This is a genomic window from Pseudomonas fontis, from assembly GCF_028656955.1.
Taxonomy (GTDB): domain Bacteria; phylum Pseudomonadota; class Gammaproteobacteria; order Pseudomonadales; family Pseudomonadaceae; genus Aquipseudomonas; species Aquipseudomonas fontis.
Window position 1 is genome coordinate 34,211 of the sequence record NZ_JAMDGY010000010.1, and the last position, 17,392, is coordinate 51,602.

A 17,392-nucleotide genomic window follows, 5' to 3' on the forward strand; every position below is an offset into this window, starting at 1 on the left:
CACAATCCCCAAACCCTGCACAAATTTGCCATCATGTCCGCTCCACCCGCGGAGATCATGGACATGCCGCTACGCCCCCTGCTCGCCTCCCTGCTATTGACCTTCAGCCTCGGCGCGCTGGCCGCCACCGAAGTGCTGCCGCTCAACCACCGCACCAGCGCCGAACTCTTGCCCGCCGCACAATCGTTCATCGGCAAGGACGGCAGCGTCAGCACCTTCGAAAACAAGCTGATCGTCAACGCCGAACCAAAGAAGATCGATGAGCTGCGCACCCTGCTGCAACAACTCGACACCGCGCCCAAGCGCCTGCTGATCAGCGTCGACAACAACGACAGCAATTTCCAGGACAACCGCGGCAACGCCCGGGTCATCCGCTATGGCACGGCCAACCGCGAAGGCGGCCTGCAACAGGTACAAGCCAGCGAAGGCACCCCGGCACTGATCCAGGTCGGCCAGAGCATTCCCATCACCAGCACCCAGACTGACGGCTATGGTCGCCTGCAAAGCCAGACCGAGTATCGCAACGTCACCCAGGGCTTTTATGTCACTGCAAACGTCTCCGGCGAAACCGTTCACCTGAACATCAGCACAAACAATGACCGCATGAGCCAGGAACGTCCTGATGTAGTGAAAGTACAAAGTACCGACACAAAAGTCACCGGTCGCCTCGGTGAGTGGATCACCCTGGCAGGGGTCAATCAGCAAAGCCAGTCCGAGCGCAGCGCCTCCGCCCTGAGTTACAGCACGCAACGCGGTGAAAACATGACATTGCGGGTAAAAGTCGACGCTTTGGACTGAAGCCGCGCAAATCAAGGCCTCGACCAAAGGCCTTGAAACTGACTGGGGAGTCTCATTAGACCAAAGATGTAGTGGCGATAAAAAAGCACTACAAAACATTTGACGACCACAAATGGCAGAGGCATGATGGCCCCGCTCCCGCTAATCAGAGGCCCTGGCAAGGGCCTTCGAGTCGCACTCCAACTCACCCACCTGAGTCGACTCGTGTCTGTACAGCCCACAAGGCGTGTTTGACGAGATTGCGACTGGAACGAAGTTGTCCCGAGGGACGGAAGCGCATCAAACGGTACACGGTAACGCCTGATCGAAGCAGTTCGGCATCCACGAGCCACCCTGCCCGACAGTCCGCACCAGGGACCTACCTGCTTCCCCTTTCGAACACCAGCGTTCAACCGTCGCACATTTCGCCAGACACGACTTGCGCCTGCTTCTGATGAGCGAGCCATCGGTGCTGCCCCTGTAATGAACAGCGCAGCCGACAGAGCGAACACTTTTTACCGACCTATGCGACGAGGTTTACTTCCATGGCACTGACACGCGAACAGCAAATTGCAGCCCTTGAAAAAGACTGGGCCGAGAACCCGCGCTGGAAAGGCGTGACCCGTACCTACTCTGCCGCTGATGTCGTACGTCTGCGTGGCTCGGTGCAGCCAGAGCACACCCTGGCCCGCATGGGCGCCGAGAAGCTGTGGAACCTGGTAACCAAAGGTGCCCACCCGTCCTTCCGCCCAGAAAAAGACTTCGTCAACTGCATGGGCGCCCTGACCGGCGGCCAGGCAGTACAACAGGTTAAAGCCGGTATCCAGGCGATCTACCTGTCTGGCTGGCAAGTGGCTGCCGACAACAACTCGGCCGAGTCCATGTACCCAGACCAGTCGCTGTACCCGGTGGATTCGGTTCCAACCGTGGTCAAGCGCATCAACAACTCGTTCCGTCGTGCCGACCAGATCCAGTGGAAAGCCGGCAAGAACCCGGGCGACGACGGCTACATCGACTACTTCGCACCCATCGTGGCCGACGCTGAAGCCGGTTTCGGCGGCGTACTGAACGCCTACGAGCTGATGAAGAACATGATCGAAGCAGGCGCCGCCGGCGTTCACTTCGAAGACCAGCTGGCCTCGGTGAAAAAATGTGGCCACATGGGCGGCAAGGTACTGGTACCGACCCAGGAAGCCGTACAAAAGCTGTCCGCTGCCCGTCTGGCTGCCGACGTTGCCGGTGTACCGACCATCATCCTGGCCCGTACCGACGCCAACGCCGCTGACCTGCTGACCAGCGACTGCGACCCGTACGACCAGCCGTTCGTCCTGGGCGAGCGTACTCCGGAAGGCTTCTACAAAGTCCGCGCCGGCCTGGATCAAGCCATTGCTCGTGGCCTGGCCTACGCGCCGTATGCCGACCTGATCTGGTGCGAAACCGCCAAGCCAGACCTGGAAGAAGCCCGTCGCTTCGCCGAGGCGATCAAGAAGGAATACCCGGACCAGATCCTGTCGTACAACTGCTCGCCTTCCTTCAACTGGAAGAAGAACCTGGACGACGCGACCATCGCCAAGTTCCAGCGCGAACTGTCGGCCATGGGCTACAAGCACCAGTTCATCACCCTGGCTGGTATCCACAACATGTGGCACGGCATGTTCAACCTGGCGCACGACTACGCTCGCAACGACATGACCGCGTACGTCAAGCTGCAGGAGCAGGAATTCGCTGACGCTTCGAAAGGCTACACCTTCGTGGCGCACCAGCAGGAAGTGGGCACCGGCTACTTCGACGACATGACCACCGTGATCCAGGGTGGCAAGTCTTCGGTAACCGCGCTGACCGGTTCCACCGAAGAAGAGCAGTTCCACTGATCAGTGATCGGTTGCTGACATTCGGGTAACACGCAAAACCCGGGGCCTGTGATGGGGCTCCGGGTTTTGTGCTTTCTGGCTTGCCACCGTGGGAGCCGGCCTTGCCGGCGAAGCAAGACACAGCCTTGCCAAGACAGGCCGCTTCGCAGCCTATCGCCGGCAACGCCGGCTCCCACAGGTGAAGCGCTCCCGCAAACCCGCACAATTGACTATCCTTGCAGCACAAGAACTCCAAGGATCGGCCATGTCTCGCCCCATCACCCTGCTGTGCATCGCGCTGTGCGCCGCTGCCTTCTATATATACGCACTCGCTGGCGGGCATCCGCTACTGGCCTTGTTGGTCAAACCCATTCCCGTGCTCGCCCTGCTGCTGTGGCTGCGCAGCGCGCCCAACGACAGCTACCGCCGCTGGATTGCCACCGGCCTGGGCTTCTCGGTACTGGGTGACATTCTGCTAGCCTGGCCCGGCGACCTGTTCGTGTTCGGCCTCGCCGCCTTCCTCTGCGCCCACCTGGCCTACCTGCGCGCCTATACAGGGCAAAACCGCAACCTCGCACCCTGGGCGCTGCTAGCCTCACTGCTGTGCGGTGGCCTGCTGCTCAACCTGTTGATCCGCGGCGGCCTGGGCGAGCTACTGATTCCGGTCAGCGTGTACGCCCTGGCAATCACCGCCATGCTCTGGCGCGCCCTGGCCTGCGCCGGCCTCGCTGCCCTGGGCGCAGTGGCCTTCGTGTTTTCCGACAGCCTGATCGGCATCGACCGCTTCGTCAGGCCGTTCGCTGCAGCGCAGTACCTGATTATCCTCGCCTACTGGCTCGGCCAATGGGCAATCAGCGCCTCGGTGCACCACCGCCAACCGCTCAAAGCATTGATCCAGAGCGCCAACTCCACACCGAAAAGCTGTTAGAACGGAGGGTGTAGAAACTTGCAGTTGATGACGACGCAAATGAACTTGACAGCGCACTGTTCAGTACAGATTAAACAGTCGCCCTTAAATGATATCAATTATCATTACGAAACTTGGCTTTCATTACGCCAGGCAAGAAACATAATTAACAAAAGGCGGGGCAATGCCCGTATTACGTGGCCTGCAGGGCATTGGCAAAGGGTTTTGTTCTTAATGCTACGAATAAATTTGCTGCAGAAATTTTACTTGCACCAGGTTTACCCATAAAATCAGCACGATAGATTTCGCTGCGACATATCGTCACTGCTCTACTTCTTTTCAAGCTCAGAGACCACTGCTCTCTGTTAAGGATTTTCAGCATGCCCGATTCGACAGGACTCATCGCCCACAACTGGGGCTTTGCCATTTTCCTTTTGGGTGTCGTCGGCCTGTGCGCCTTCATGCTCGGTCTGTCCGCCCTGCTCGGCAGCAAGGCCTGGGGCCGCAGCAAGAACGAACCCTTCGAGTCCGGCATGCTGCCTACAGGCGGCGCCCGCCTGCGTCTATCCGCCAAATTCTATCTGGTCGCGATGCTCTTCGTGATCTTCGATATCGAAGCCCTCTTTCTCTTTGCATGGTCTGTGTCCGTCCGCGAAAGCGGCTGGACCGGATTCGTCGAAGCTCTCGTTTTCATAGCAATTCTGTTGGCAGGCCTTGTCTACCTTTATCGAGTGGGGGCGCTTGATTGGGCTCCGGAAGCTCGTCGTAAGCGGCAAGCGAAGCTGAAACAATGAGGCTTTGGCAATGCAATACAATCTCACCAGAATCGACCCGGATGCGCCCAACGAGCAGTATCCAATCGGTGACCGGGAAACCGTCTCCGACTCGCTGCTAGAGGACCAGGTCCACAAGAACATCTTCATGGGCAAACTTGAAGATGTGCTCAGTGGCGCGGTCAACTGGGGACGTAAGAACTCCCTGTGGCCTTACAACTTCGGCCTCTCCTGCTGCTACGTGGAAATGACCACGGCCTTCACGGCGCCCCACGACATCGCCCGCTTCGGCGCGGAAGTCATCCGGGCATCGCCGCGTCAAGCCGACTTCATGGTTATCGCCGGCACCTGCTTCATCAAGATGGCGCCGATCATCCAGCGCCTGTACGAGCAGATGCTCGAGCCCAAGTGGGTCATCTCCATGGGTTCGTGCGCCAACTCCGGCGGCATGTACGACATTTACTCGGTCGTTCAAGGGGTCGACAAATTCCTCCCCGTGGATGTCTATGTGCCTGGCTGCCCGCCTCGCCCTGAAGCATTCCTGCAAGGCCTGATGCTGTTGCAGGAATCGATTGGCAAGGAGCGTCGCCCTCTTTCGTGGGTCGTTGGCGATCAAGGCGTATACCGCGCCGAGATGCCTTCGCAGAAAGAGCAGCGTCGTGAACAGCGCATCCAGGTCACCCACCTGCGCAGCCCCGACGAAGTCTGATCCAGCGACCTGCTGCCTGTTCACCTGAACAGGCGGCCTGGCTTCATTCTCACCGTTGACCGAAAGCGACCGAGACCATGACAGCGGACACCGCTATTTATATTCCGCCTTACAAGGCTGACGACCAGGATGTGGTTGTCGAATTGAACCAACGTTTTGGCCCTGAGGCGTTCATCGCCCAGGAAACCCGCACCGGCATGCCGGTGCTTTGGGTTGCCCGCGCCAAACTGATGGACGTGATGAACTTCCTGCGCAACGTCGCCAAGCCGTACAGCATGCTGTACGACCTGCACGGCGTCGACGAGCGCCTGCGCATCCAGCGCCGTGGCCTGCCAGGTGCCGACTTCACGGTCTTCTACCACCTGATGTCGGTAGAACGTAACAGCGACGTGATGATCAAGGTGGCCCTGAGTGAAGGCGACCTGAACATCCCGACCGTGACCGGTATCTGGCCAAACGCCAACTGGTACGAGCGCGAAGTCTGGGACATGTTCGGTATCGACTTCCCAGGCCACCCGCACCTGACCCGCATCATGATGCCGCCCACCTGGGAAGGCCATCCGCTGCGCAAGGACTTCCCGGCGCGCGCCACCGAGTTCGACCCGTTCTCGCTGAACCTGGCCAAGCAACAGCTCGAGGAAGAAGCCGCGCGCTTCAACCCGGAAGCCTGGGGCATGAAACGTCAGGGCGCGAACGAGGACTACATGTTCCTCAACCTCGGCCCCAACCACCCCTCTGCCCACGGTGCGTTCCGTATCGTCCTGCAGCTGGACGGTGAAGAGATCGTCGACTGCGTCCCGGACATCGGCTACCACCACCGTGGTGCCGAGAAGATGGCCGAGCGTCAGTCCTGGCACAGCTTCATTCCCTACACCGACCGTATCGACTACCTCGGCGGGGTGATGAACAACCTGCCGTACGTGATGGCCGTCGAGAAACTCGCGGGCATCCAGGTGCCGCAGAAGGTCGACGTGATCCGCGTCATGCTGGCCGAGTTCTTCCGTATCACCAGCCACCTGCTGTTCCTGGGTACCTATATCCAGGACGTCGGCGCCATGACCCCGGTGTTCTTCACCTTTACCGACCGCCAGCGCGCCTACACCGTGATCGAAGCGATCACCGGTTTCCGCCTGCACCCGGCCTGGTACCGCATCGGCGGCGTCGCCCACGACCTGCCGCGCGGCTGGGAAAAACTGGTCAAGGACTTCGTCGACTGGCTGCCAAAGCGCCTCGACGAATACAACAAGGCCGCCCTGCAGAACAGCATCCTCAAGGGTCGTACCATCGGCGTCGCCCAGTACAACACCAAAGAGGCCCTGGCCTGGGGTGTTACCGGTGCCGGCCTGCGTTCGACCGGCCTGGACTTCGACCTGCGCAAGGCGCGCCCGTACTCCGGCTACGAGAACTTCGAATTCGAAGTACCGCTGGCCAACAACGGCGATGCCTACGACCGCTGCATGGTCCGCGTCGAGGAGATGCGCCAGAGTATCCGCATCATCGACCAGTGCATGCGCAACATGCCGGAAGGCCCGTACAAGGCGGATCACCCGCTGACCACGCCGCCGCCCAAAGAGCGCACCCTGCAGCACATCGAGACCCTGATCACTCACTTCCTGCAAGTATCGTGGGGCCCGGTCATGCCGGCCAACGAGTCCTTCCAGATGATCGAGGCGACCAAGGGCATCAACAGTTACTACCTGACGAGCGACGGCGGCACCATGAGCTACCGCACCCGGATTCGCACCCCGAGCTACCCGCACCTGCAGCAGATCCCTTCGGTGATTCGCGGCAGCATGGTCGCGGACCTCATTGCGTATCTGGGCAGTATCGACTTCGTTATGGCTGACGTGGACCGCTAAGCATGAATAACACGCTTATCCAAACCGATCGTTTCGCCCTGAGCGAAACCGAGCGCTCGGCCATCGAGCACGAGATGCATCACTACGAGGACCCGCGCGCGGCGTCCATCGAAGCCCTGAAGATCGTCCAGAAGGCGCGCGGCTGGGTGCCGGACGGCGCGGTCTACGCGATCGGCGAAGTGCTCGGCATCCCTGCCAGCGACGTCGAAGGCGTGGCCACCTTCTATAGCCAGATCTTCCGCCAGCCGGTCGGTCGCCACATCATCCGCGTCTGCGACAGCATGGTCTGCTACATCGGTGGCCACGAGTCGGTGGTCAGCCAGATCCAGAGCGAGCTGGGCATCGGCCTGGGCCAGACCACCGCAGACGGGCGCTTTACCCTGCTGCCAGTGTGCTGCCTGGGCAACTGCGACAAGGCCCCGGCGCTGATGATCGACGACGACACCTTTGGCGACGTCCAGCCTGCTGGCGTTTCCAAGTTGCTGGAGGGTTACGCATGACCATCACTTCCTTCGGCCCGGCCAACCGCATCGCGCGCAGCGCCGAGACACACCCGCTGACCTGGCGCCTGCGTGACGACGGCGAGCCACTGTGGCTCGACGAGTACCAGACCAAGGACGGCTACGCCGCCGCCCGCAAGGCGTTTGCGCAGATGTCCCAGGACGATATCGTCCAGACCGTCAAGGACTCCGGCCTGAAGGGCCGTGGTGGTGCGGGCTTCCCGACTGGCGTCAAATGGGGCCTGATGCCCAAAGACGAATCCATGAACATCCGCTACCTGCTGTGCAACGCGGATGAAATGGAGCCCAACACCTGGAAAGACCGCATGCTGATGGAGCAACAGCCCCATCTGCTGATCGAAGGCATGCTGATCAGCGCCCGCGCGCTGAAAACCTACCGTGGCTACATCTTCCTGCGTGGCGAATACACCACCGCAGCGCGCAACCTCACCCGCGCGGTCGAAGAAGCCAAGGCCGCTGGCCTGCTGGGCAAGAACATCCTCGGCAGCGGCTTCGACTTCGAGCTGTTCGTCCACACCGGTGCCGGTCGCTACATCTGCGGTGAAGAAACCGCACTGATCAACTCCCTCGAAGGCCGCCGCGCCAACCCGCGCTCCAAGCCGCCCTTCCCGGCCGCTGTGGGCGTGTGGGGCAAACCGACCTGCGTGAACAACGTCGAGACCCTGTGCAACGTGCCGGCCATCGTCGGCAACGGCACCGACTGGTACAAGTCGCTGGCCCGCGAAGGCAGCGAAGACCACGGCACCAAGCTGATGGGCTTCTCCGGCAAGGTGAAGAACCCCGGCCTGTGGGAACTGCCATTCGGCGTCTCGGCCCGCGAGCTGTTCGAAGACTGCGCCGGCGGCATGCGTGACGGCTTCAAGCTCAAGTGCTGGCAGCCTGGCGGCGCCGGTACCGGTTTCCTGCTGCCCGAGCACCTCGACGCGCAAATGTACGCCGGCGGCATCGCCAAGGTCGGGACCCGTATGGGTACGGGCCTGGCCATGGCGGTCGACGACAGCGTCAACATGGTCTCGCTGCTGCGCAACATGGAAGAGTTCTTTGCCCGTGAATCCTGTGGCTTCTGCACCCCGTGCCGCGACGGCCTGCCGTGGAGCGTCAAGCTCCTGCGTGCCCTCGAGAATGGCCAGGGTCAGCAGGGCGACATCGAGACCCTGCTGGGTCTGGTCGGTTTCCTCGGCCCAGGCAAGACCTTCTGTGCCCATGCCCCAGGTGCGGTCGAGCCGCTGGGCAGTGCGATCAAATACTTCCGCCCGGAATTCGAGGCTGGCATCGCTGCGACGTCCACCGCAGCCCTGCGCCCGGACCTGGCCAAGCCGATAGTTGTCGGCGCATAACGAATAGAACGCGGGTGGTCCGTGCCACCCGCTGCTTGGCCAGCTCGCCCGGGGATACCCGCAGCGGGCTGCAGGCACACAAGTTTTCCATTAGCCACGCCCGCACACGCGGGCCAACGAAGAACTTTGAACCATGGCCACTATCCACGTAGACGGCAAAGAGCTCGAAGTCAACGGCGCAGACAACCTGTTACAGGCGTGTCTGTCGCTAGGCCTCGACATCCCCTATTTCTGCTGGCACCCGGCGCTCGGTAGCGTTGGCGCTTGCCGCCAGTGTGCGGTCAAGCAGTACACCGACGAGAACGACACCCGTGGTCGTATCGTCATGTCCTGCATGACCCCGGCCACCGATGGCAGCTGGATCTCCATCGAAGACGAAGAAGCCAAGGTGTTCCGCGCCAGCGTCGTCGAATGGCTGATGACCAACCACCCGCACGACTGCCCGGTGTGCGAGGAAGGCGGTCACTGCCACCTGCAAGACATGACGGTAATGACCGGCCACAACGAGCGCCGCTACCGTTTCACCAAGCGTACCCACCAGAACCAGGAACTCGGCCCGTTCATCGCGCACGAGATGAACCGCTGCATCGCCTGCTACCGTTGCGTGCGTTACTACAAGGACTACGCCGGCGGGACTGACCTGGGCGTATTCGGTGCACACGACAACGTGTACTTCGGCCGCGTCGAAGACGGTGCCCTGGAGAGCGAGTTCTCCGGCAACCTGACCGAGGTCTGCCCGACCGGTGTGTTCACCGACAAGACCCACTCCGAGCGCTACAACCGCAAATGGGACATGCAGTTTGCCCCGAGCATCTGCCATGGTTGCTCCAGCGGTTGCAACATCAGCCCGGGTGAGCGTTACGGCGAACTGCGCCGGATCGAAAACCGTTTCAACGGCTCGGTCAACCAGTACTTCCTCTGCGACCGTGGCCGTTTCGGCTATGGCTACGTCAACCGCGAAGACCGCCCACGTCAGCCGCTGCTCGCCGATGGCCAGAAGCTGAGCCTGGACGCCGCGCTGGACAAGGCCGCCGACATGCTGCGTGGCCGTACCATCGTTGGTATCGGTTCGCCGCGTGCCAGCCTGGAAAGCAACTTCGGCCTGCGCGAGCTGGTCGGTGCCGAGTACTTCTACTCGGGTATGGAAGCCGGTGAGCTGGAGCGCGTGCGCCTGGCCCTGCAGGTGCTCAACGACAGCCCGCTGCCGGTGCCGACCCTGCGCGACATGGAAGACCACGACGCCGTCTTCGTGCTGGGTGAAGACCTTACCCAGACCGCAGCCCGTGTTGCCCTGGCCCTGCGCCAGTCGGTCAAGGGCAAGGCCGAAGCCATGGCCGATGCCATGCGCGTACAGCCTTGGCTGGATGCGGCCGTGAAGAACATCGGCCAGCACGCCATGTACCCGCTGTTCATCGCCAGCCTGGCTGAAACCAAGCTCGACGACGTCGCTGAAGAATGCGTACACGCAGCGCCAGATGACCTGGCCCGTATCGGTTTCGCCGTGGCCCACGCCATCGACCCGAGCGCCCCGGCTGTTGAAGGCCTGGACGACGACGCCCTGGCCTTGGCCAAGCGCATCGCCGACGCCCTGGTCGCGGCCAACCGTCCGCTGATCGTTGCCGGTACTTCGCTGGGCTCCAAGGCCCTGATCGAAGCCGCCGCGAACATCGCCAAGGCCCTCAAGCTGCGCGAAAAAGCCGGCTCGCTGAGCCTGGTGGTTCCGGAAGCCAACAGCCTGGGCATGGCCATGCTCGGTGGCGAGTCCATCGACGCCGCCCTGGACGCCGTGATCGCCGGTAAAGCCGACGCCATCGTCGTGCTCGAGAACGACCTGTTCAGCCGCGTTGCGGCCGCCAAGGTCGACGCTGCCCTGGCCGCTGCCAAGGTGGTGATCGTTGCCGACCACCAGAAGACCGCGACCACCGAACGTGCCCATCTGGTCCTGCCGGCGGCCTCGTTCGCCGAAGGCGACGGCACCCTGGTCAGCCAGGAAGGCCGCGCCCAGCGCTTCTTCCAGGTGTTCGACCCGACGTACCTGGACGCCTCGATCCTGGTGCACGAAGGCTGGCGCTGGATGCACGCCCTGCGTGCCACCCTGCTGAACAAGCCGGTCGACTGGACCCAACTGGACCACGTCACCAACGCTTGCTCGATGGCCACCCCGCAACTGGCCGGCATCGTCAGCGCAGCACCGTCCGCCGCGTTCCGCATCAAGGGCATGAAACTCGCCCGTGAGCCGCTGCGTTACTCCGGTCGTACCGCCATGCGCGCCAACATCAGCGTGCACGAACCGCGTACCCCGCAGGACAAGGACACCGCGTTCGCCTTCTCCATGGAAGGTTACTCGGGCTCGGCCGAACCGCGTCAACAGGTGCCGTTCGCCTGGTCGCCGGGCTGGAACTCGCCACAGGCCTGGAACAAGTTTCAGGATGAAGTCGGTGGTCACCTGCGCGCAGGCGACCCGGGCACTCGCCTGATCGAGTCCCAGGGCGACAAGCTGAACTGGTTCGCCAGCGTTCCGGGCGCCTTCTCCCCGGCCCGTGGCACCTGGCAGGCGGTGCCGTTCTACCACCTGTTCGGCAGCGAAGAGAACTCCTCGCGCGCCGCTCCGGTACAAGAGCGCATCCCGCAGGCCTACGTTGGCCTGGCCAAGTCCGAAGCGGACCGCCTGGGTGTCAACGATGGCGCCATGCTCAGCCTGAACGTGGCTGGCCAGACCCTGCGTCTGCCGCTGCGCATCAATGAAGAACTGGGCGCAGGCCTGGTTGCCCTGCCCAAAGGCCTGGCCGGCATTCCGCCCGCCATCTTCGGTGCATCCGTCGAAGGCCTGCAGGAGGCAGCACAATGACCTGGTTCACCCCCGAAGTGATCGATGTGATCATCACCGTGGTCAAGGCCATCGTCGTCTTGCTGGCGGTGGTGGTCTGCGGCGCGCTGCTCAGCTTCGTCGAGCGACGCCTGCTGGGCTGGTGGCAGGACCGTTACGGTCCGAACCGCGTCGGCCCGTTCGGCATGTTCCAGATCGCAGCCGACATGCTGAAGATGTTCTTCAAGGAAGACTGGAACCCGCCCTTCGTCGACAAGATGATCTTCACCCTGGCACCGGTCGTGGCCATGAGCGCCCTGCTGATTGCCTTCGCGATCATCCCGATCACCCCGACCTGGGGCGTCGCGGACCTGAACATCGGCCTGCTGTTCTTCTTCGCCATGGCCGGCCTGTCGGTGTATGCCGTGCTCTTCGCCGGCTGGTCGTCGAACAACAAGTACGCCCTGCTCGGCAGCCTGCGGGCATCGGCGCAGACCGTGTCGTACGAAGTGTTCATGGGCCTGGCGCTGATGGGCATCGTGATCCAGGTCGGCTCGTTCAACATGCGCGACATCGTTGACTACCAGGCGCAAAACCTGTGGTTCATCATTCCGCAGTTCTTCGGCTTCTGTACCTTCTTCATCGCTGGCGTCGCCGTGACTCACCGTCACCCGTTCGACCAGCCGGAAGCGGAACAGGAACTGGCCGACGGCTACCACATTGAATACGCCGGCATGAAATGGGGCATGTTCTTCGTCGGTGAGTACATCGGCATCATCCTGATCTCGGCGCTGCTGGTAACTCTGTTCTTCGGTGGCTGGCACGGTCCGTTCGGCATCCTGCCGCAAGTTCCGTTCCTGTGGTTCGCCCTGAAGACCGCGTTCTTCATCATGCTGTTCATCCTGCTGCGCGCCTCGATCCCGCGCCCACGCTATGACCAGGTGATGGACTTCAGCTGGAAGTTCTGCCTGCCGCTGACCCTGATCAATATGCTGGTGACCGCTGCGATCGTGTTGATGAACACGCCAGCTGTTGCGGCCCAGTGAGGATTTGACCCATGTTCAAATATATTGGCGACATCGTTAAGGGCACCGGCACACAGCTGCGCAGCCTGGTAATGGTGTTCTCCCACGGGTTCCGTAAACGGGACACCCTGCAGTACCCGGAAGAGGCGGTCTACCTGCCGCCGCGCTACCGTGGGCGTATCGTGTTGACCCGCGACCCCGACGGCGAAGAGCGCTGCGTGGCCTGCAACCTGTGCGCCGTGGCCTGCCCGGTGGGTTGCATCTCGCTGCAGAAAGCCGAGACCGACGACGGCCGCTGGTACCCCGAGTTCTTCCGCATCAACTTCTCACGCTGCATTTTCTGCGGCCTGTGCGAGGAAGCCTGCCCGACCACCGCGATCCAGCTCACCCCGGATTTCGAAATGGCCGAGTTCAAACGTCAGGACCTGGTGTACGAGAAAGAAGATCTGCTGATCTCCGGCCCCGGCAAGAACCCTGACTACAACTTCTACCGTGTTGCAGGTATGGCCGTTGCCGGCAAGCCGAAAGGCGCCGCGCAGAACGAAGCCGAGCCGATCAACGTGAAGAGCTTGCTCCCTTAAGGAAGAAAGATGGAATTCGCTTTCTATTTCGCATCCGGTGTCGCCGTGGTGTCCACCCTTCGGGTGATCACCAACACCAACCCGGTGCATGCCCTGCTCTACCTCATCATTTCGCTGATCGCCGTGGCGATGACCTTCTTCGCCCTCGGCGCGCCGTTTGCCGGCGCACTGGAAGTGATCGCCTACGCTGGCGCCATCATGGTGCTGTTCGTCTTCGTGGTGATGATGCTCAACCTGGGGCCGGCTTCGGTCGCCCAGGAGCGCGGCTGGCTCAAGCCGGGGATCTGGCTTGGCCCGGTGATCCTCGGTGCACTGCTGCTGGCTGAACTGCTGTACGTGCTGTTCAGCACGCAGAGCGGCGCCGGCATCGGCCACACCTCGGTCGACGCCAAAGCCGTCGGTATCAGCCTGTTTGGTCCTTACCTGCTGGTGGTGGAACTGGCCTCGATGCTGCTGCTCGCCGCAGCGGTAACGGCCTTCCACCTCGGCCGCAACGAGGCGAAGGAGTAATCACATGCCTGCTATTCCTCTCGAACATGGCCTGGCCGTCGCCGGTATCCTGTTCTGCCTCGGCCTAGTCGGCCTGATGGTGCGTCGCAACATTCTTTTCGTGTTGATGAGCCTGGAAATCATGATGAACGCCTCTGCACTGGCGTTCATCGTGGCGGGCAGCCGCTGGGGCCAGCCGGATGGACAAGTGATGTTCATCCTGGTGATCAGCCTGGCAGCCGCCGAGGCCAGTATCGGCCTGGCGATCCTGCTGCAGCTGTACCGTCGCTTCCACACCCTCGACATCGATGCAGCCAGTGAGATGCGCGGATGAACCTACTCTTTCTGACGTTCGTATTCCCCCTGATCGGCTTCCTGCTGCTGTCGTTCTCCCGTGGACGGTTCTCGGAGAACCTGTCCGCGCTGATCGGCGTAGGCTCGATCGGGCTTTCGGCCATCGTCGCCGCCTACGTGATCTGGCAGTTCAACGTCACCCCGCCTGCCGGCGGCGCGTACAGCCAGCTGCTGTGGCAGTGGATGTCGGTAGACGGCTTTGCACCGAACTTCACCCTGTACCTGGATGGCCTGTCGGTCACCATGCTCGGTGTGGTGGTCGGGGTCGGCTTCCTGATCCACCTGTTCGCGTCCTGGTACATGCGCGGTGAAGCCGGTTACTCGCGCTTCTTCGCCTACACCAACCTGTTCATTGCCAGCATGTTGTTCCTGATCCTGGGCGACAACCTGCTGTTCATCTACTTCGGTTGGGAAGGCGTAGGCCTGTGCTCGTACCTGTTGATCGGTTTCTACTACAGCAACCGCAACAACGGTAACGCCGCACTCAAGGCCTTCATCGTGACCCGCGTCGGCGACGTGTTCATGGCCATCGGCCTGTTCATCCTGTTCCAGCAACTGGGCACCCTGAACGTTCAGGAACTGCTGGTGCTGGCACCGCAGAAATTCCAGGCCGGCGACTTCTGGATGGTCCTGGCCACCCTGATGCTGCTCGGTGGTGCGGTCGGTAAATCCGCCCAACTGCCGCTGCAAACCTGGCTGGCAGACGCAATGGCCGGCCCTACCCCGGTTTCGGCACTGATCCACGCCGCAACCATGGTAACCGCCGGTGTCTACCTGATCGCCCGTACCCACGGCCTGTTCGCCCTGGCCCCTGACGTACTGCACCTGGTAGGTGTAGTCGGCGGCGTGACCCTGGTGCTGGCCGGCTTTGCCGCGCTGGTACAGACCGACATCAAGCGTATCCTCGCCTACTCGACCATGAGCCAGATCGGCTACATGTTCCTGGCCCTGGGCGTAGGTGCCTGGGAAGGCGCGATCTTCCACCTGATGACCCACGCCTTCTTCAAGGCCCTGCTGTTCCTTGCTTCCGGTGCGGTGATCGTTGCCTGCCACCACGAGCAGAACATCTTCAAGATGGGCGGGCTGTGGAAGAAGCTGCCACTGGCCTACACCAGCTTCATCGTCGGTGGTGCCGCCCTGGCTGCCCTGCCGCTGCTGACCGCCGGCTTCTACTCCAAGGACGAGATCCTCTGGGAAGCCTTCGCCAGCGGCAACAACGGTCTGCTGTACGCCGGCCTGGTCGGTGCCTTCATGACCTCGCTGTACACCTTCCGCCTGATCTTCATCGCCTTCCACGGCGAAGCGAAGACCGAAGCCCACGCCGGCCACGGGATCTCCCACTGGCTGCCGCTGGGTGTGCTGATCGTGCTGTCGACCTTCATCGGTGCGTGGATTCATCCGCCGCTGGCCGGTGTACTGCCGCAGAGCGCCGGGCATGCCGGTGGCGAAGCCAAGCACAGCCTGGAGATCGCCTCGGGTGCCATCGCCATCGCCGGTATCCTGCTGGCTGCGCTGCTGTTCCTGGGTAAACGTACCCTGGCTACCGCGATCGCCAACAGCAGCATCGGCCGCGTCCTTTCGGCCTGGTGGTTCGCCGCCTGGGGCTTCGACTGGATCTACGACAAGCTGTTCGTCAAACCTTACCTGCTGATCAGCCACGCCCTGCGCAGGGATCCGCTTGATCAGGGCATTGGCCTGATTCCGCGTATGGCAAAAGGCGGTCATGCCGCCATGAGCAAAACCGAAACCGGTCAGCTGCGCTGGTACACCGCCTCGATCGCCGTTGGTGCCGTGCTTGTACTTGGCGCCGTTCTGATGGCTGCGGTCTGATATGAATCTTGCGACTTTGCGAAAGGAATTGAGCCCGTCATGATTTTGCCTTGGCTGATCCTGATCCCCTTCATCGGCGGCCTGCTGTGCTGGCTGGGTGAGCGCTTCGGCGCCACCCTGCCGCGCTGGATTGCGCTGCTGACCATGTCCCTGCTGCTTGGTATCGGCCTCTGGCTGTGGGCCAACGGGGACTACACCCTGGCCCCTGCTCCAGGTGCTGCCCCGCAGTGGGCCTATGAGTTCAAAGTGCTCTGGATCGAGCGCTTCGGCATCAGCCTGCACCTGGCCCTCGACGGCCTGTCGCTGCTGATGATCCTGCTCACCGGCCTGCTCGGTGTGCTGTCGGTCCTGTGTTCCTGGAAAGAGATCCAGCGCCACGTCGGCTTCTTCCACCTCAACCTGATGTGGATTCTGGGCGGCGTGGTCGGTGTGTTCCTGGCCCTGGACCTGTTCCTGTTCTTCTTCTTCTGGGAAATGATGCTGGTGCCGATGTATTTCCTCATCGCGCTCTGGGGTCACAGCTCCTCGGACGGCAAGAAGACCCGGATCTACGCAGCGACCAAGTTCTTCATCTTCACCCAGGCCAGCGGCCTGATCATGCTGGTGGCCATCCTCGGCCTGGTACTGGTCAACTACGGCAACACCGGGGTAATCACCTTCGATTACACCCAGCTGCTCAAGGCTGACCTGCCAGCCGGTACTGAATACCTGCTGATGCTCGGCTTCTTCATCGCCTTCGCGGTCAAGCTGCCGGTAGTACCGTTCCACTCCTGGCTGCCGGATGCGCACGCCCAGGCACCGACCGCAGGTTCCGTCGACCTGGCCGGTATCCTGCTGAAGACAGCGGCCTATGGCCTGCTGCGTTTCGCCCTGCCGCTGTTCCCGAACGCCTCGGCCGAGTTCGCCCCGATTGCCATGACCCTGGGTCTGATCGGGATCTTCTACGGTGCCTTCCTGGCCTTCGCGCAAACCGACATCAAGCGCCTGATCGCCTTCTCCAGCGTTTCGCACATGGGCTTCGTGCTGATCGGGATCTACTCCGGCAGCCAGCAAGCCCTGCAAGGCGCGGTGATCCAGATGCTCGCGCACGGTGTGTCGGCAGCTGCACTGTTTATCCTCAGTGGCCAGCTGTACGAGCGCCTGCACACCCGTGACATGCGCCAGATGGGCGGCCTGTGGCATCGCATTGCCTACCTGCCAGCCATCAGCCTGTTCTTCGCGGCCGCGTCGCTGGGCCTGCCGGGTACCGGCAACTTTGTCGGCGAGTTCCTGATCCTGATCGGCAGCTTCGTCAGCTCGCCATGGATCACCGCCATCGCCACCACCGGCCTGGTATTTGGTTCGGTGTACTCGCTGATCATGATCCACCGTGCCTACTTCGGCCCGTCGAAGTCGGACGAAGTGCTGGCTGGCATGGATTCGCGTGAAATGATCATGGTACTGGGCCTGGCTGGCCTGCTGATCCTGCTGGGCGTCTTCCCGCAGCCGTTCCTGGACACTTCCGCCGCCACCATGAGCGGTGTGCAGCAGTGGCTCGGCTCCGCCTTCACTCAACTCGCTTCGGCCCGGTAAGA

Annotated in this window: 15 protein-coding genes; all 15 read left to right on the forward strand. The window is 62.0% G+C overall.

All coding sequences use genetic code 11. The features are described 5' to 3' along the window. Nucleotides 1-33: 33 nt before the first annotated feature. Nucleotides 34-798, forward strand: coding sequence for a secretin N-terminal domain-containing protein (locus M5G11_RS02830; RefSeq protein WP_273912218.1), 765 nt, complete (start codon nt 34-36; stop codon nt 796-798). Nucleotides 799-1,322: 524 nt separating this feature from the next. Then, a complete protein-coding gene (gene aceA, locus M5G11_RS02835; RefSeq protein WP_273912219.1) occupies nt 1,323-2,648 on the forward strand; it encodes an isocitrate lyase in 1,326 nt (441 codons plus the stop codon). A gap of 244 nt (nt 2,649-2,892) precedes the next feature. Beyond that, complete coding sequence (locus M5G11_RS02840) at nt 2,893-3,555, forward strand: lysoplasmalogenase (protein ID WP_273912220.1); 663 nt, start codon at nt 2,893-2,895, stop codon at nt 3,553-3,555. Between the two features lie 359 nt (nt 3,556-3,914). Further along, the gene (locus M5G11_RS02845) at nt 3,915-4,328 is read left to right on the forward strand and encodes an NADH-quinone oxidoreductase subunit A (RefSeq protein ID WP_116551515.1); all 414 of its coding nucleotides are present in this window, start codon (nt 3,915-3,917) and stop codon (nt 4,326-4,328) included. Nucleotides 4,329-4,338: 10 nt separating this feature from the next. Beyond that, a complete protein-coding gene (locus tag M5G11_RS02850; protein WP_273912221.1) occupies nt 4,339-5,016 on the forward strand; it encodes an NADH-quinone oxidoreductase subunit B in 678 nt (225 codons plus the stop codon). Nucleotides 5,017-5,093: 77 nt separating this feature from the next. Next, a complete protein-coding gene (gene nuoC, locus M5G11_RS02855) occupies nt 5,094-6,875 on the forward strand; it encodes an NADH-quinone oxidoreductase subunit C/D (protein ID WP_273912222.1) in 1,782 nt (593 codons plus the stop codon). A gap of 2 nt (nt 6,876-6,877) precedes the next feature. Beyond that, nucleotides 6,878-7,375 (forward strand): NADH-quinone oxidoreductase subunit NuoE, encoded by a 498-nt coding sequence (nuoE, locus tag M5G11_RS02860; protein ID WP_273912223.1) that lies wholly within the window; start codon nt 6,878-6,880, stop codon nt 7,373-7,375. Beyond that, the gene (gene nuoF, locus M5G11_RS02865; RefSeq protein ID WP_273912224.1) at nt 7,372-8,733 is read left to right on the forward strand and encodes an NADH-quinone oxidoreductase subunit NuoF; all 1,362 of its coding nucleotides are present in this window, start codon (nt 7,372-7,374) and stop codon (nt 8,731-8,733) included. Before nuoE ends, nuoF begins: the two co-directional genes overlap by 4 nt. Nucleotides 8,734-8,866: 133 nt before the next feature. Continuing rightward, entirely contained in the window at nt 8,867-11,581 is a 2,715-nt protein-coding gene (gene nuoG, locus M5G11_RS02870) for an NADH-quinone oxidoreductase subunit NuoG (RefSeq protein WP_273912225.1), read from the forward strand. Then, entirely contained in the window at nt 11,578-12,585 is a 1,008-nt protein-coding gene (nuoH, locus tag M5G11_RS02875; protein ID WP_273912226.1) for an NADH-quinone oxidoreductase subunit NuoH, read from the forward strand. The genes nuoG and nuoH overlap by 4 nt, the downstream gene beginning before the upstream one ends. An 11-nt stretch (nt 12,586-12,596) precedes the next feature. Continuing rightward, nucleotides 12,597-13,145, forward strand: a complete 549-nt coding sequence (nuoI, locus tag M5G11_RS02880; RefSeq protein ID WP_163944920.1) for an NADH-quinone oxidoreductase subunit NuoI — start codon at nt 12,597-12,599, stop codon at nt 13,143-13,145. A gap of 9 nt (nt 13,146-13,154) precedes the next feature. Further along, nucleotides 13,155-13,655 (forward strand): NADH-quinone oxidoreductase subunit J, encoded by a 501-nt coding sequence (nuoJ, locus tag M5G11_RS02885; RefSeq protein ID WP_273912227.1) that lies wholly within the window; start codon nt 13,155-13,157, stop codon nt 13,653-13,655. 4 nt (nt 13,656-13,659) lie between these two features. After that, on the forward strand, nt 13,660-13,968 hold the full coding sequence (gene nuoK / locus M5G11_RS02890; RefSeq protein WP_273912228.1) for an NADH-quinone oxidoreductase subunit NuoK: 309 nt from the start codon (nt 13,660-13,662) through the stop codon (nt 13,966-13,968). Beyond that, a complete protein-coding gene (gene nuoL / locus M5G11_RS02895; RefSeq protein ID WP_273912229.1) occupies nt 13,965-15,818 on the forward strand; it encodes an NADH-quinone oxidoreductase subunit L in 1,854 nt (617 codons plus the stop codon). Before nuoK ends, nuoL begins: the two co-directional genes overlap by 4 nt. Before the next feature lie 39 nt (nt 15,819-15,857). Next, nucleotides 15,858-17,390 carry an NADH-quinone oxidoreductase subunit M gene (gene nuoM / locus M5G11_RS02900; protein ID WP_273912230.1) on the forward strand — a complete coding sequence of 511 codons (1,533 nt, stop codon included), beginning with the start codon at nt 15,858-15,860 and terminating at the stop codon, nt 17,388-17,390. Nucleotides 17,391-17,392: the final 2 nt, after the last annotated feature.